We start from the raw sequence: 14,577 nt of genomic DNA, 5'->3' as shown, positions 1-14,577 counted from the left end.
TCGAACAAATCTACAGGCTCAAGGTATTTGACATCCCGTAGCAGCGGTCGAGTAGAACGAGGCCGCGTTCGGCTGCGAAGCAGCCGTAAAACCCTACCGCTCGATGTTTCAGGTTAACCGCGTGCACCGGGTTTACGAGGACTTCGTCCTCGAACGCGGCCTCGTTCTACTCGACCGCTGCTACGGTGGGAGAGGGGGGTTAGCTGCCTTTCTCGCTGCGGCGACTGCTCACTTCCGCTGGTACATCATCCCCCGCCATGCGCTTACGGAACAACGCCGTGCGCGCCAGCAGCAAGGTGGTCACCGGCACGGTGATCGACAGCAGGATCGGAATCAACCAACCATGCAGCACCGGGCTGCCCTTGAGTACCGAAAAATAGATGATCGACGCGAGCGCCACGCTCCAGGCTCCCAGCGTCGAGGCCAGCGCCGGCGGGTGCATGCGCTGGAAGAAGTCCTTCATGCGCAGTAACCCAATCGCGCCAATCAGCGCGAATATGCTGCTGAGTACCAGCAACACGGCCACGATTACTTCAACCCATAACGGCATCATTCGATTACCTCCCCACGCAGCAGGAATTTGGCCAGGGCAAACGAGCCGACAAAGCCGAACAGCGCAATCAGCAGCGCCGCTTCAAAGTAGGTGTCACTGGCATACCGAATGCCCAGCACCAGCATCATCAGCATCGCCAGGATGTACAGGTAGTCCAGCGCCAGTACCCGGTCCTGGGCCGAGGGGCCTTTGAACAGGCGGAACAGGGTCAGGACCATGGCCAGGGAGAACAGGAACAGGCTGAGCAGGATCGCATTGGAGAGCAGGGCGCTCATTCGAAGATCTCCATCAGGGGCCGTTCGTAGGCGTGCTTGAAGTGCTGGATAAATTGCGCTTCGTCATCCAGGTCGAATACGTGCAGCAGCAGGATGCTGCGGTCCAGGGCCAGTTCCGACCAGACGGTGCCGGGGGTCACGCTGGTGATCATCGCCAGCACGGCCAGGCCATTGGCATCGCGCAGGTCCAGGGGGATTTTGATAAAGCGCGAGCGCGGTGGACGCGAGCCGCAGGTCAGTACGCCCCAGGCCACGTGCAGGTTGGAGATGATCACGTCGCGGCCCACCAGGAAGAACAGACGAATGATCACTCCAGGGCGGCGAATGCGGATCGGCAGTGGGCGCAGTGGGGCCATCATCAGCGGTGCGGCGAAGCCGAGGATCGCGCCGAGCAACAGGTTACCGGGGCTGATGGACAGGTTCAGCACCAGCCACAACAACCACAGCGCCAGGGATAACCACGGGGCAGGGAACAGGCGCTTCATGGCTGTACCTCCGCTGCTGCGGCCTGGGCTTCAGGGCTCGGCACCGGACGGGTGGCCATGACGGCCATCACGTAGTGCTCCGGGTTGTTCAGGCTGTCGGCGGCGGCCTGGGTGTAGCGCATCAGCGCTTCAGCCTTGAAGGTCAGGGCGATACTCAGGCCGAGCAGGAAGAAGATCGGTACGCACTCGAAACGGCGCAACAGCGGCGACGGGCGCACTGAAGGGGTCCAGAAGCGCTGGATGCCGAGGCGGGCGAAGGCGATCAGCGAGGCCAGACCAGAGAAGATCAACAGCGCAACCAAGCCCCAGGCGGCGGGACGGATCGGCTCGTCAACGGCATTGCCCAAGCCCAATGGGTTGATCAGGGCGCTAAGCAGGCTGAGTTTGCCGATAAATCCGGACAACGGCGGCATACCGATAATCAGCAGGGCGCAGGCAATAAAGCTCAAACCGAGGAAGGCCACGGTCCAGGGAATCACCTGGCCGACCACGGCTTTCTGTTCGTCGTCGAGGTTGGTGCCGGGAGGTGGATGCAGCGACTCCATGGCGGGTGGCAAGGATTCGATTTCTTCTTCCAGCGGCGCATCGTTGGCCGAGCGTGAGCGCTCGATCAGTTCTGCCAGCAGGAACAGCGCGCTCAAGGCCAATGTCGAGCTGACAAGATAGAACAGCGCCCCGGCGATCAGGCTGGGCTGGGCAAACCCCACCGCTGACAGCAGGATCCCGGCGGATACCAGGATGCTCAGGCTGGCCATGCGTTCCAGGCGTTGTGCGGCGATCATTGCCAGGGCGGCGCAGATGATGGTCGCCATGCCGCCGTAGATCAGCCAGTCGCCACCAAAGTACGCCGAGGCGCCTGCTTGCCCGGAGAACAGCAGCGTCCACAGGCGCAGCACGGTGTACACGCCAACCTTGGTCATGATCGCGAACATCGCCGCCACCGGCGCGCTGGCCGCGGAGTAGGCGGGCGCCAGCCAGAAGTTCAGCGGCCACATCCCGGCCTTGGCCAGGAACGCGACCGCGAGAATCGCCGCGCCGGCATGCAGCAGGCCGCGATCGGCCTCTGGTACCAGCGGGATTTTCAGCGCCAGGTCGGCGAAGTTCAGGGTACCGGTGACACCGTAGATCAGCGCTGCGCCAATCAGGAACAACGACGAGGCCAGCAGGTTGATCGAGATGTAATGCAGGCCCGCCGACACTCGCGCCCGTCCGGAACCGTGGAGCATCAGGCCGTAGGACGCGGCCAGCAGCACCTCGAAGAACACGAACAGGTTGAACAGGTCGGCGGTGAGGAAGGCGCCATACAGCCCCATCATCTGGATCTGGAATAGCGCATGGAAGCTGGTGCCGGCGCGGTCCCAGCGGGCCATGGCGAACAACAGGGCGCTGACACCGATGATCCCGGTGAGCACCAGCATCAATGCGGACAGTTGGTCCACCACCAGCACGATGCCGAACGGCACCTGCCAGTTGCCCGGCAGGTACACGCCGATGGAGCCGGGGCCGCCTTTCTGAGTCCAGTACAACAACAGCACGGCGATGCCGAGGCCGATCATGCTGGAGAACAGGTTGATCCGTGCCTTGAGCGGACGGTGTTTCTCGCCCAGCATCAGCATCAGCCCGGCGGTCAGCAGCGGCAGCAGGATCGGCGCGATGATCAGTTGATTCATCCAGGTCATTCTTTAGGCTCCCGACCGTCCACGTGGTCAGTGCCGGTCAAGCCCCGAGATGCCAGCAGTACTACAAGGAACAACGCGGTCATGGCGAAGCTGATCACGATCGCCGTCAGCACCAGAGCCTGGGGCAGGGGATCGGTGTAGTTGAGCAGGTCTTGCGGCACGCCGTCCTTGATGATCGGCTCCTTGCCGATAAACAGGCTGCCCATGCTGAAAATGAACAGGTTGACCCCGTAGGACAACAGGCACAGGCCCATCACCACCTGGAACGTCCGTGGCCGCAGGATCAGCCAGACGCCGGAGGCCGCCAGGACCCCAATGGCAATTGCGATGACTTCTTCCATCAGGCAGCAGCTCCTTTAGGCGTGGCAGCGGCTTTCGCCTGGTTGCTGGGTTTATGGGCACGCACCGATTGGTGACCCAGGGCGGTGAGTATCAGCAGGGTTGCGCCGACCACCACGGCGTACACGCCAACGTCGAAGAACAACGCGCTGGCGATATGGATGTCGCCCAGCACCGGCAGGCTGAAGTGCAGCGTGTGGGTGGTGAGGAATGGATACCCCACGAACAGCGCGCCGAGCCCGGTCAGGGTCGCTGACAGCAAGCCGAAGCCCATCCAGCGCATTGGTCGCAGGCTCATCTGCGCCTCGACCCACTGGGTGCCGGCAACCATGTATTGCAAGATGAACGCTACGGACATCACCAGGCCGGCGACAAAACCACCGCCCGGCTGGTTGTGGCCACGCATGAACAGGTAGAACGACACCACCAGGGCAATCGGCAGCAGCAGGCGCACCAGCACCGCAGGCACCATCATGAAGCCCAGGGCGGTGTCGCTGGCCTGGCGCGGGTTGACCAGGTCGGTGGCCACGTCCGGTGCCAGTTGGCGCTGTTGCGCGGGCAATTGCATGCTTTCTTTGGAAGGGCGGAAACGTCGCAGCAGGGCGTAGACCGTGAGGGCCACGGCGCCCAACACGGTGATTTCCCCCAGGGTGTCGAAGCCCCGGAAGTCCACCAGCATCACGTTCACCACATTGCTGCCGCCGCCTTCGGGCAGGGCGCGGCTCAAGTAGAAGGAGGAGATATCGTTGGGGGTCTGGCGGGTCAGCATCGCGTAGGACAGCAACGCCATGCCGCCACCGACCACGGTGGACAGCAGTAAGTCCCGCAGACGACGGATGCGTGCCTTGGGCACTGAGCTAGGCAGTGGCGAGACGTCTTCGATCCGCCGTGGCAGCCAGCGCAGGCCCAGCAGGATCAGCACGGTGGTCACCACTTCCACCACCAATTGGGTCAGGGCCAGGTCCGGTGCGGAGAACCAGACGAAGGTGACGCACGTCATCATCCCGCAGACGCTGACCATGGTCAGGGCGGCGAGTCGGTGGTACTTGGCTTGCCAGGCGGCACCCAGGGCGCAGGCAATCGCCAGCAGCCACAGGGTCACGAAGACGATGGAGCCCGGGATCTTCGGTCGGTCGCCCCAACTGATACCGCTGTGCAGCATCGGGATCAAACCGGCGATCACTGCGGCCAGCACCAGCAGGAACAGCTGGGTTTGCAGGCGCTTGGTGCTGATGCGTTTTTCGAGCTTGCGTACCCCACGCATCATCACCACCAGCGTGCGCTCGAACCCGCGCTTGCCGTTGAAGTAACTGATGATCGGCGGGTATTTGAAGCGGCCCCGCTTGAGTTGCTTGCGCAGCAGCAGGTAGAGCAAGACGCCGCCGGACATGGCCACCAGGCTCATGATCATCGGCGCGTTCCAGCCGTGCCAGATGGCCAGGCTGTATTCGGGCAGTACGCCGCCGACTACAGGCAGCGCAGCGGCCGCGAGGATCGAACCGACCACCTGGGCCGGGAAGATCCCCACCAGTAAACAGGTAAACACCAGCAACTCCACCGGCGCGCGCATCCAGCGTGGCGGTTCGTGCGGGGTGTGCGGCAGGTTGGTGGCTTTGGGGCCGAAGAACACATCCACGGTAAAACGCAGGGCATAGGCGACGCTGAAGGTCCCGGCGATGGTGGCGATCACCGGCAGGGCGATTTCTACCCAGGCGGTGGCGGAGATGAATACCGTCTCGGCGAAGAACATTTCCTTGGAGAGGAAGCCGTTAAGCAACGGTACGCCGGCCATAGACGCACTGGCGACCATGGCCAGGGTGGCGGTAAACGGAATCAGCTTGAACAGGCCGCTGAGTTTACGAATATCGCGGGTGCCACTTTCGTGGTCGATAATCCCCGCCGCCATGAACAGCGAGGCCTTGAAGGTCGCGTGGTTGAGGATGTGGAAGACGGCGGCAACTGCGGCCAGCGGGCTGTTGAGGCCCAGCAATAAGGTGATCAGGCCGAGGTGGCTGATGGTGGAATAGGCCAGCAGGCCCTTGAGATCGTTCTGGAACATGGCGCAATAAGCGCCGAGCAATAAGGTAACGGCGCCGGCACCGCCAACGATCCAGAACCATTCTTCGCTACCGGACAGCGACGGCCACAGGCGGGCCAGCAGGAACACGCCGGCCTTCACCATCGTCGCCGAGTGCAGGTAGGCCGACACCGGTGTCGGTGCGGCCATGGCGTGGGGCAGCCAGAAGTGGAAGGGGAATTGCGCGCTTTTGCTCAGGGCGCCAATCAGCACCAGCGCCAACATGATCGGGTACAGGGAGTGGGCGCGGATTTGGTCGCCAGCAGCCAACACCAGGTCGAGGTCATAGCTACCGACGATATGCCCCAGCAGCATCACCCCCGCCAGCAGGCACAAGCCGCCTGCGCCGGTGACCATCAGCGCCATATAAGCGCCACGCCGGGCATCGGCGCGGTGGTGCCAATAGCCGATCAACAGGAACGAGAACAGGCTGGTCAGTTCCCAGAAGAACACGATCTGGATCAGGTTGCCGGAGATCACCAGGCCGAGCATCGCGCCCATGAACGCCAGGAAAAACGCGAAGAACCGCGGCACCGGGTCTTCCGGCGACATGTAATAACGGGCGTACAGCGACACCAGCGTGCCAATGCCCAGGACGAGCATCGAGAACAGCCAGGCAAAACCGTCCATGCGCAGCACGAAGTTCAGGCCCAGGCTGGGCAACCACATGAATTCTTCGCGAATCACGCCACCGTGGGCGATCTGGGGGTAGAGCAAAGCGACTTGTACGGTGCCAGCCAGGGCAACGAGGCCAGCCAGCAGGGACTCAGTGTTACGTGCGTTGTGCGGCAACAAGGCCGCTAGACAGCTGCCGATAAAAGGCAGAAGCAGTAGAACTATCAGGGACATAGGCTTCTAATCTGCGGGAGTTTGGGATGCATCATACGTGCCGGATTCCGGATCACCAAACGGCAACCTGTGGCAGGATCCTACAAGCTAAGCTGAAAAAGTCGATTTAGCACTCAGCTCTGGCGCTCTTGTTCCAACTCCTCGTTCAACTCGGCGGCTTTGCGCCCCCGCGTCTTCATCTCACTGACAATCACCGCCAGCACAATCAGCGCCGCTCCCACCATGGCAATCGGCGGGAAACGTTCGCCGGCAATCCGCCCGACCACGCCGGCCCACACAGGCTCCCCGGCATAGATCAAGGTCGCGCGGGTCGGCGAGACGCTTTTCTGCGCCCAGTTCATCGCCACCTGGATCACCGCACTGGTCAGCCCCAGGCCCACGGCACTGAACAGCAGCAACCAGGATAACCCCGGCAGCGCCTCACCCATGGGCACCACCAGCAGGAACGACAGCACCGAGGCGGTGGCCAGTTGCACCACGGTCACCCGGCGTACATCCACTTGCCCGGCATAGGCGCTGATCAAGATGATCTCGGCGGCAATCGCAATCGCGCCGATCAAAGTGGCGATTTCACCGGGGCTGAAATTCAACGACGCGCCGGCAGGGCCGGTCAACAGCATCAATCCGGCGAAAGCCAGCATGATGCCAATGCTTGGCATCAACCCCGGCCGACGGCCCAGCACCAGCCACTGCAACAGCGGCACAAAAGGCACATACAACGCGGTGATAAACGCCGACTGGCTGCTGAGGATGGTCTGTAAACCGATGGTTTGCAGGCCATAACCGAACATGATCGCCACCCCGATAAAGCATCCGGCCTTCAGTTCGAACAGGGTCAAGTCACGTAAGGTGCGAAACGAGAACAGGCCAACCATCAAGGCTGCAGCGGCAAACCGCAGGCCGACAAAAAACATCGGTCCGCTGACGGTCATGGCGTGCTGCACCAGCAGAAAGGTGCCGCCCCAGATCATGGTGATCACCACCAGCACGCACTCGGCTTTGCTGAAACGGGAGAAACGCGGGGAGGAAGTCGAGGTGGTCATGGCGGCTCTGGTCTTGCACAGGAAGGGCGTGGAACGCACAATGCGTCGCAGCTGGGCAGTATACTGCGCAACCCCACCCTGTGAGCAATATAGTGCACAAAGAAAATCCGCAACGGGCCTCGGTCCTGCAACACGTCAGCCAGAACGTTCGCCGCTTGCGCCATGCCGCCGAACTGAGCCAGACCGCGTTGTCCGAAAAGTCCGGCGTCAGTCGGCGGATGCTAGTGGCCATCGAGGCGGGTGAAAAGAACGTCAGCCTGTCTACTCTTGACCGTGTCGCCGAAGCGTTGGACGTGGCCTTCAGCGACCTGATCCAGGCTCCGGACGTGCGCGACCACAGTCGCATCAACGAACTGGCCTGGGCCGGTGAAATCGATGGCAGCAAAGCGGTGTTGCTGGCCAAGGCCAGCGCTCGTCGAGAAGTCGAGTTGTGGGAATGGCGGCTGGAGCCCAGTGATCGCTATTGCGCGGAAACGGACCTGGAGGGCTGGAGTGTACAGGTGTACGTTTTCGAAGGCTGCCTGACCCTGGTAGTGGGGGATGAAACGCGGCAGATCAACGCCGGCGAATTCTATATGTTCGCCAGCAACCAGCCCCACAGCTATCACAACGAGGGCGACATTGCGGTGAGGTTTGTACGAAACGGAGTGATTTAAGTTCGGCTATTTCTTAGGGTTTTCTTCTTGTCAACTGTGACTTCTTACAGCTTATGTTTTTTAGATTTCAGGCGCATCCTGAATATGCAGTTCTTATGGCATGACTGTTCGGATTGAGTTAAGAAGATTTCATTTCGAGGCGGTGCTGCCAACTGGGTACTAGTGCCAGGATTGAACTGCTTAACTACTACTCTGAGGGAAACGTCATGCACGATATATATATTTCACCTAAGGAAGCGCTTCCAGCGCCAACAGTTACACCTTCACATAATGGAGTTATCAAGTTTGGCGAGGTAGAAGGTCGTAAAGGGAGGATTGTTGTCCATAGCTACCCAGGTATTGCTCTAGGACAGCGTGTAGTATGTCGAATAGAGGGTTACGGCACTTTGTTTGTCTCTCAGGATATTAAGGAACTACACACTAAGTACGAGGCAGCGATAAATGAGCACGTACTTAAAAGTACGAATGTAAAGGTTTCTTTTATTGTGCAACAAGGGGGCGAAGTTTTATTTGAGTCCGAGGAAAGGATTTACACTGTTGAAGGATTTCCAGCGCCATAGTCCATCTGACACAACTATCGACCTTCGATTGGTGTAGTACATGTGTCCAGATGTTCGAAGGTTGAATATCCATTTCATCTTCGCCAGCCACCAGCCTCACAGCTATCGCAATGAAGGTGATATTGCGGTGAGGTTTGTACGAAACGTGGTGATCTGACTGTTGATAGCGCAACAGTGGTTGAACACTTTGCTGGTTTTGAAGCTACAAATATTTCGCTGATACTTATGTAACTCACTGACTTTATTGAGCATTAAATTCAGGCACGACTCCTGCAATTGCTCCGGTATCTCTCTGAAGCCCGGAGTCGGCCCATGTCAGCCCAACCCCTACACCTTGCCCACATCATCCGCTCGGACGCCGAAGCCATCAGCGTTGCCACCGAATTGGCCAAACGCTTCGCCGTCGACGCCAGCGTGCGCGACCGTGAGCGCCGCCTGCCGATAGCCGAACTGGACGAGTTCTCCGCCAGCGGCTTGTGGGGCATTACGGTTCCCAAGGCTTATGGCGGCGCCGAGGTGTCCTATGTGACGGTGGCCGAGGTGATCAAGTTGATCTCCGCCGCCGACCCGTCCCTGGGGCAAATCCCGCAGAACCATCTGGGCGTGGTGGACATCCTTGTACAAACCGCCAGCGAAGCGCAGAAGCAGCATTACTTCGCCAAGGTGTTGCAAGGCTATCGCTTCGGCAACGCCTTCTCCGAAGCCAAGAGCAAAACCGCCGCCGCCTTCGAAACGCGCATTCGTTTTGACGGCGACAGCGCGCAGATCGATGGCGAGAAGTTCTACTGCACCGGTGCGTTGTTCGCCCATATCGTGCCGACGGTGGCGGTCAACGAGGAAAACCAGGCATTCATTTCCTTTATCGAGCGCGACAATCCCGGCCTGACGGTGATCGACAGTTGGGACGGTTTCGGCCAGCGCACCACGGCCAGCGGCGGTGTCACCCTTAACGCGGTCAAGGTCCCGTTGGACGCGGTGATCCCGGCCCACAAGGCGTATGACCAGCCCACCGCCGACGGCCCGATTTCGCAAATCATCCAGGCCGCTGTGGACACGGGCATCGCCATTGGCGCCCTTGAAGCAGCCAAGACTTACGCCCGCCAGTCCCGGCCATGGATCGACAGCCAGCAGGATCACGGCTGGCAAGACCCGTTCACCATTGCCGCCATTGGCGACCTGGAATGGCGGGTCCACGGTGCCGAAGCCATCCTCGCCAAGGCGGGCCGCGCGGTCGACCTGGCTCTGGAAGAGCCCAATGAAGACACAGTGGCCAACGCCTCGCTGATTGTCGCCCAGGCCAAGGTCCTCTCCACCGAGATTGCCTTGCTCGCCGGTAGCAAGTTGTTCGAGTTGGCCGGTACCCGTTCTGTGCTCGGCAAACACAACCTCGACCGTCACTGGCGCAACGCCCGTACCCACACCCTGCATGACCCCGCCCGCTGGAAGTACCACCTGATCGGCAATTTCCTGCTCAACGGCGTCAAGCCGGCGCGCCACGCCTGGAACTGAGGAGCTTCGATGAACGCACTGACCCAACCGGATGCCTTGCAGCAGGCCCGCCATCTACTGGAAAGCACCTTGCGCTTTGTTCAACACAGCGACGATCCCTATGTGATCAGTCGTTTTGGCGACTTGCAGATTCGCATCGGCGTCGCCGCCGCACTGTTCGAACGCGCTGAAACGCTCAAAGGCCAAAGCCCCATCGAAACACAGATCGCCTTTACCGAAGCCCAGATCGCCAGCGCCGAAGCCTTGATCGCTGCCAGCAACGCCGAATTTGAATTGACCGGCCAGCGCACTGCGCTGCCGTCCACGCTGGATGACCCATTGCGCTGGAAATACCAGATTGTCGGCAACTACCGCCTCAACGGTATCGCTCCTAGGAGTAATGTTTGATGCCCCGTGAAATCCGCTTGAATGCCTTCGACATGAACTGCGTCGGCCATCAGTCACCGGGCTTGTGGGCTCATCCACGGGATCGCTCGTGGCAGTACAAAGACCTGGAATACTGGACCGACCTGGCGAAGATCCTTGAGCGCGGCAAGTTCGACGGCTTGTTTATCGCCGACGTGCTGGGCATCTACGACGTGTACAACGGCAACGGTGATGCCGCGATTCGCCAGGCCGCGCAGGTGCCGGTCAACGATCCTTTGTCGCTGATCGCGCCGATGGCGTTGGTCACTGAGCATCTGGGTTTTGGCCTTACGGCGTCGCTGTCCTTTGAGCATCCGTACCCGTTCGCCCGACGCCTCTCGACCCTGGACCACCTGACCAAGGGCCGCGTCGGCTGGAACATCGTTACCTCCTATCTGGAAAGCGGCGCCAAGAACCTCGGCCAAAAGGCCCAGACCGAACACGACGCACGCTATGACTACGCCGAGGAATACCTGGAGGTTTGCTACAAGCTCTGGGAAGGCAGCTGGGAAGAGGGCGCCGTACTGCGGGACCGCGAGCGGCGGATTTTCAGTGACCCGAGCAAAATCCATGAGATCCGCCACGTCGGCAAACACTTCCAGGTGCCCGGCATTCACCTCTGCGAGCCGTCGCCACAACGCACGCCGGTGCTGTACCAGGCCGGGGCTTCCAGCCGTGGCAAGCAATTCGCCGCCGAACAGGCCGAATGCGTGTTCGTCGCCGCGCCGTCGAAAGTGCTGCTGAAAAAGACCGTTGCCGACATCCGCCGGCGGGCAGCAGAAGCGGGGCGTGACCCGAAGAAAATCCTGATCTTCAACCTGCAGACGGTGATCGTCGGCGAAACCGATGCCAAGGCGAAAGCCAAGTTCGAGGAATACAAATCCTACGTCAGCTACGAAGGCGCGATGGCGCTGATTTCTGGCTGGACCGGTATCGATTTCAGCCAGTTCAAGCCGGACGAACCGCTCAAGCATGTGCACACCAACGCCATTCAATCGGCGGTGGAGGCATTTTCCACCGCGGACCCGAACAAGGTCTGGACGCCCAATGAGTTGGCGGACTGGGTGGGGATTGGTGGCTTTGGACCGTTGTTTGTCGGCGGGCCAGAGACGGTGGCGGACCTGTTGCAGGAGTGGGTTGAGGAGACGGATGTCGATGGCTTCAACCTGGCGTACGCGTTGACCCACGAGACCTTCATTGACGCTGTGGACTTGCTGGTGCCCGAGTTGCAGAAGCGCGGGGTGTACAAGACTGAGTACGCCCAGGGCACGCTGCGCGAGAAATTGTTCGGGGAAGGGGCGCGGTTGCCGCAGAACCATCCGGGCGCCGGCTATCGCGACCTCAAGGCCCTACACGGTTCAAATGTGGGAGCGGGCTTGCTCGCGAAAGCGGTGTGCCAGTCAATAAATTAGGTGACTGATCCACCGCATTCGCGAGCAAGCCCGCTCCCACATTTTGAGCTGTGTCGATTCGATAATCCCAGCCAGCGGACCACCGCACGCTTACCCACCAATAGGAGCATCACCCCTATGAGCGTGCACACACTCAACCGTGCGCTGGATGTGGAATGGCCTGCCGAATGGGTCACGGGCTTGCCCAAGGCCCTGGAGCAATTGCATCACTGGGCACAGGTCAGCCCGCTGCACACCGCATTGCGCCACAAGCGTCATGGCCAGTGGTATGCCTGGCGCTGGATCGACGCCCTGCGCGATGTCGAACGTCTGGCCGATGGCTTGCGTCAGCAGGGTTTTACCGAGCAATCGCGATTGGCTTTGAGCGGTGCCTTCGAACCCAATCTATTGCTGCTGGCCCTGGCCGCCCAGTCCATCGGCGGGCAGACCCTGACCCTGGCCGATGACTTGGAACCCACCACGCTGCACAAACTGCTGTGGCGCCTGCGCCCGACTCACGCCTACGTTCAGGGCCGTCAGCAGGTGCAGCACTGGCTGGCGGTGGCCGGTAGCAGCGCCGCACCTCAGAGGTTGATCACCGAGCGGGCAGCGTCTGGGAACGGGGTACTGGCGTTCGCCCAATTGCTTGGCCCCGTGGACCCTGCTCGACGCCTGAATCGTTGGTGGCAGCCCGGCGGTGAAACCGCGTTATGGAGCGAAGAGGGCACCCACTGGCAAGGCGGCCTGGCCGTGGTGCTGGAGCAATGGCTGAGCAGCGGTCAGAACCTGGCCTTCCCGGAAAGTCGCGGCTCGGCCCGGCGCGATCGCAGCGAAGTCGCACCCACCGGCTTGCTGCTGTCGCCTGCGCGTTTGCAGCACCTGGCCGATGAGATCGAAAGCCGCCTGGCGCCGGCCGGCACCTGGCGCCGTCGGTTGTCCGAGTGGGCCATCGCCCATCCACACAGCGGCCTGCGTCGGCTGATCAAAAATCGTGTACGGCGGCTGCTGGGGTTCCAGCGTTTGCAGTACATCTGGCAGGCCCCGGCTACCCGGCAGAGCAGCGCCGAGCCGCAATGGCTGGTCGAATTCAAACGGGATATCGCATGAGCGAAGCCATTCTCCAGGTGCGCGACATCTCCCTGTCCTTCAAGGGGGTCAAGGCTATCAACGCCTTGTCCTTTGACGTGCAGCGCGGTGAGATCTGCGCGCTGATCGGCCCCAACGGTGCCGGCAAAAGCTCATTGCTCAACGTGCTCAATGGTGTGTACCGATTCGATGCTGGCGAGATCGTGTTCGAGCAGCAGCATTTCCACCGCATCGACCCGTTGGGTGCGGCGCGCCGAGGCATTGGGCGCACATTTCAGAACAACGCCTTGTTCAAGAAGATGAGCGTGATCGACAACATCCTGACTGGCCTGTCCCGGCATACCCGCAGCACCTTCATCGAACAGGCCCTGGGTTTGCCCAGGGCACGGCGCGAGGCTGAAGCCTTCCGCCAGCGGGCCCAGGGCATTCTCGATTTCCTCGAACTGCAGGCTCACCGTGAGGTGCTGGTGGGCAATCTTTCATACGGCCTGCAAAAGCGCGTGGAACTGGGGCGAGCGTTGATTGCCGGCCCGAGCCTGTTGCTGCTGGACGAACCCATGGCCGGCATGAACGCCGAGGAAAAACAGGAAATGGCGCGCTTCGTGGCCGACGTGAATCGCGACATCGGCACCACCGTCGTTCTGATCGAACACGACATGGGCGTGGTAATGGGCCTGTCGGATCACGTGGTGGTGCTCGATTACGGACGCAAGGTGGGTGACGGTACGCCGACACAAGTGCAGGCCAACCCCGACGTCATCGCGGCCTATCTGGGAGTGGTCAACCCATGACGTTCTTTTTCGAAACCCTGCTCGGTGGCCTGCTCGCGGGCACCATGTATTCGCTGGTCGCCATCGGTTTTGTGCTGATCTACAAGGCCAGCGGCGTGTTCAACTTTGCCCAGGGCTCAATGCTGCTGTTCGCCGCCCTGACGTTCGTCAGCCTGCACGATCAAGGCGTGCCGTTTGCCCTGGCCTTGTTGCTGACGGTAATCGTGATGATCGTCGGCGCCTTGCTCATCGAACGGCTTGTATTACGTCCGTTGGTGAACCGCTCGCAGATCACCTTGTTCATGGCCACCCTTGGCCTGTCCTTCATCATCGAAGGCCTGGCCCAAGGCTTGATGGGCTCACAGGTGCGTGCCCTGGATCTGGGCATTGACGACGTGCCGCTGTTTCTCGGGCCACTGATGCTCAGCCAGTTCGACCTGATTGCCGCAGCGGCCGCCGTGGTGTTGGTGACGGTGCTGGCGTTGCTGTTCAACAAGACCCGCATTGGCGTGTCCCTGCGGGCGGTGGCGGATGACACCACGGCGGCGTTGTCTATCGGCATCAATCTCAACCGGATCTGGCAGATCGTCTGGGCGGTGGCGGGCATCGTCGGGCTGGTGGCCGGCTTGCTCTGGGGCGCGCGCCAAGGCGTGCAGTTTTCCCTGTCGCTGGTGGTGCTCAAGGCGTTGCCGGTGTTGATCATCGGCGGCTTTACCTCGATTGGCGGGGCGATTGTCGGCGGGCTGATCGTTGGCGCGGCGGAGAACCTCGCCGAGGTGTACATCGGCCCGCTGATCGGTGGCGGCATCACACCGTGGTTCGCGTATGTCCTGGCCCTGGCCTTCCTGTATATCCGTCCCGCCGGCCTGTTCGGCGAGCGCGCCATTGAGCGAGTCTGAA

Annotated in this window: 15 protein-coding genes and 1 pseudogene; 9 read left to right on the top strand and 7 right to left on the bottom strand. The window is 61.0% G+C overall.

Translation table 11 applies throughout. The features are described from left to right. Positions 1-199: 199 nt before the first annotated feature. From HKK55_RS13475 to HKK55_RS13445, 7 genes are all read right to left on the bottom strand, one after another. On the bottom strand, positions 200-553 hold the full coding sequence (locus HKK55_RS13475) for a Na+/H+ antiporter subunit G (protein WP_169355140.1): 354 nt from the start codon (positions 551-553) through the stop codon (positions 200-202). Beyond that, positions 550-828 (bottom strand): K+/H+ antiporter subunit F, encoded by a 279-nt coding sequence (locus HKK55_RS13470; protein ID WP_169355139.1) that lies wholly within the window; start codon positions 826-828, stop codon positions 550-552. Before HKK55_RS13470 ends, HKK55_RS13475 begins: the two co-directional genes overlap by 4 nt. Further along, a complete protein-coding gene (locus HKK55_RS13465; RefSeq protein WP_169355138.1) occupies positions 825-1,313 on the bottom strand; it encodes a Na+/H+ antiporter subunit E in 489 nt (162 codons plus the stop codon). The genes HKK55_RS13470 and HKK55_RS13465 overlap by 4 nt, the downstream gene beginning before the upstream one ends. After that, the gene (locus tag HKK55_RS13460; RefSeq protein ID WP_169355137.1) at positions 1,310-2,992 is read right to left on the bottom strand and encodes a monovalent cation/H+ antiporter subunit D; all 1,683 of its coding nucleotides are present in this window, start codon (positions 2,990-2,992) and stop codon (positions 1,310-1,312) included. Before HKK55_RS13460 ends, HKK55_RS13465 begins: the two co-directional genes overlap by 4 nt. Continuing rightward, a complete protein-coding gene (locus tag HKK55_RS13455) occupies positions 2,989-3,333 on the bottom strand; it encodes a Na+/H+ antiporter subunit C (protein WP_003192163.1) in 345 nt (114 codons plus the stop codon). Before HKK55_RS13455 ends, HKK55_RS13460 begins: the two co-directional genes overlap by 4 nt. Then, positions 3,333-6,257 (bottom strand): monovalent cation/H+ antiporter subunit A, encoded by a 2,925-nt coding sequence (locus HKK55_RS13450; protein WP_169355136.1) that lies wholly within the window; start codon positions 6,255-6,257, stop codon positions 3,333-3,335. Before HKK55_RS13450 ends, HKK55_RS13455 begins: the two co-directional genes overlap by 1 nt. Positions 6,258-6,370: 113 nt before the next feature. Continuing rightward, entirely contained in the window at positions 6,371-7,300 is a 930-nt protein-coding gene (locus tag HKK55_RS13445) for a DMT family transporter (RefSeq protein ID WP_169355135.1), read from the bottom strand. 92 nt (positions 7,301-7,392) lie between these two features. Between HKK55_RS13445 and HKK55_RS13440 the strand changes: the two genes are divergently transcribed. The 9 genes and pseudogenes from HKK55_RS13440 to HKK55_RS13400 all read left to right on the top strand — a co-directional run bounded on the left by HKK55_RS13440 (position 7,393) and on the right by HKK55_RS13400 (position 14,576). Beyond that, complete coding sequence (locus HKK55_RS13440; protein ID WP_169355134.1) at positions 7,393-7,956, top strand: helix-turn-helix domain-containing protein; 564 nt, start codon at positions 7,393-7,395, stop codon at positions 7,954-7,956. Between the two features lie 206 nt (positions 7,957-8,162). Continuing rightward, positions 8,163-8,516, top strand: a complete 354-nt coding sequence (locus tag HKK55_RS13435) for a hypothetical protein (protein ID WP_169355133.1) — start codon at positions 8,163-8,165, stop codon at positions 8,514-8,516. A gap of 73 nt (positions 8,517-8,589) precedes the next feature. After that, positions 8,590-8,673 (top strand): annotated as a pseudogene (locus HKK55_RS13430) (Cro/Cl family transcriptional regulator); the annotation flags it as partial. 155 nt (positions 8,674-8,828) lie between these two features. After that, positions 8,829-10,025 carry an SfnB family sulfur acquisition oxidoreductase gene (locus HKK55_RS13425; protein WP_169355132.1) on the top strand — a complete coding sequence of 399 codons (1,197 nt, stop codon included), beginning with the start codon at positions 8,829-8,831 and terminating at the stop codon, positions 10,023-10,025. Positions 10,026-10,034: 9 nt separating this feature from the next. After that, a complete protein-coding gene (locus tag HKK55_RS13420; protein WP_169355131.1) occupies positions 10,035-10,412 on the top strand; it encodes an acyl-CoA dehydrogenase in 378 nt (125 codons plus the stop codon). Next, positions 10,412-11,842, top strand: a complete 1,431-nt coding sequence (locus HKK55_RS13415; protein ID WP_169355130.1) for an LLM class flavin-dependent oxidoreductase — start codon at positions 10,412-10,414, stop codon at positions 11,840-11,842. Before HKK55_RS13420 ends, HKK55_RS13415 begins: the two co-directional genes overlap by 1 nt. A gap of 117 nt (positions 11,843-11,959) precedes the next feature. Continuing rightward, the gene (locus HKK55_RS13410; RefSeq protein WP_169355129.1) at positions 11,960-12,928 is read left to right on the top strand and encodes an acyl-CoA synthetase; all 969 of its coding nucleotides are present in this window, start codon (positions 11,960-11,962) and stop codon (positions 12,926-12,928) included. After that, positions 12,925-13,698 (top strand): ABC transporter ATP-binding protein, encoded by a 774-nt coding sequence (locus HKK55_RS13405; RefSeq protein ID WP_169355128.1) that lies wholly within the window; start codon positions 12,925-12,927, stop codon positions 13,696-13,698. Before HKK55_RS13410 ends, HKK55_RS13405 begins: the two co-directional genes overlap by 4 nt. Further along, positions 13,695-14,576 carry a branched-chain amino acid ABC transporter permease gene (locus HKK55_RS13400; RefSeq protein ID WP_169355127.1) on the top strand — a complete coding sequence of 294 codons (882 nt, stop codon included), beginning with the start codon at positions 13,695-13,697 and terminating at the stop codon, positions 14,574-14,576. The genes HKK55_RS13405 and HKK55_RS13400 overlap by 4 nt, the downstream gene beginning before the upstream one ends. Position 14,577: the final 1 nt, after the last annotated feature.

It is taken from the genome of Pseudomonas sp. ADAK18, assembly GCF_012935695.1.
Taxonomy (GTDB): Bacteria; Pseudomonadota; Gammaproteobacteria; order Pseudomonadales; family Pseudomonadaceae; genus Aquipseudomonas.
This window is presented reverse-complemented; position numbering and strand designations above follow the sequence as displayed.

What these genes read in the sequence shown, in the direction of transcription:
- HKK55_RS13455 (WP_003192163.1), bottom strand. Translation starts at nt 3,333, where the DNA reads ATGGAAGAAGTCATCGCAATTGCCATTGGGGTCCTGGCGGCCTCCGGC.
- HKK55_RS13435 (WP_169355133.1), top strand. Translation starts at nt 8,163, where the DNA reads ATGCACGATATATATATTTCACCTAAGGAAGCGCTTCCAGCGCCAACA.
- HKK55_RS13400 (WP_169355127.1), top strand. Translation starts at nt 13,695, where the DNA reads ATGACGTTCTTTTTCGAAACCCTGCTCGGTGGCCTGCTCGCGGGCACC.
- HKK55_RS13460 (WP_169355137.1), bottom strand. Translation starts at nt 2,992, where the DNA reads ATGACCTGGATGAATCAACTGATCATCGCGCCGATCCTGCTGCCGCTG.
- HKK55_RS13445 (WP_169355135.1), bottom strand. Translation starts at nt 7,300, where the DNA reads ATGACCACCTCGACTTCCTCCCCGCGTTTCTCCCGTTTCAGCAAAGCC.
- HKK55_RS13405 (WP_169355128.1), top strand. Translation starts at nt 12,925, where the DNA reads ATGAGCGAAGCCATTCTCCAGGTGCGCGACATCTCCCTGTCCTTCAAG.
- HKK55_RS13450 (WP_169355136.1), bottom strand. Translation starts at nt 6,257, where the DNA reads ATGTCCCTGATAGTTCTACTGCTTCTGCCTTTTATCGGCAGCTGTCTA.
- HKK55_RS13420 (WP_169355131.1), top strand. Translation starts at nt 10,035, where the DNA reads ATGAACGCACTGACCCAACCGGATGCCTTGCAGCAGGCCCGCCATCTA.
- HKK55_RS13425 (WP_169355132.1), top strand. Translation starts at nt 8,829, where the DNA reads ATGTCAGCCCAACCCCTACACCTTGCCCACATCATCCGCTCGGACGCC.
- HKK55_RS13470 (WP_169355139.1), bottom strand. Translation starts at nt 828, where the DNA reads ATGAGCGCCCTGCTCTCCAATGCGATCCTGCTCAGCCTGTTCCTGTTC.
- HKK55_RS13465 (WP_169355138.1), bottom strand. Translation starts at nt 1,313, where the DNA reads ATGAAGCGCCTGTTCCCTGCCCCGTGGTTATCCCTGGCGCTGTGGTTG.
- HKK55_RS13415 (WP_169355130.1), top strand. Translation starts at nt 10,412, where the DNA reads ATGCCCCGTGAAATCCGCTTGAATGCCTTCGACATGAACTGCGTCGGC.
- HKK55_RS13475 (WP_169355140.1), bottom strand. Translation starts at nt 553, where the DNA reads ATGATGCCGTTATGGGTTGAAGTAATCGTGGCCGTGTTGCTGGTACTC.
- HKK55_RS13410 (WP_169355129.1), top strand. Translation starts at nt 11,960, where the DNA reads ATGAGCGTGCACACACTCAACCGTGCGCTGGATGTGGAATGGCCTGCC.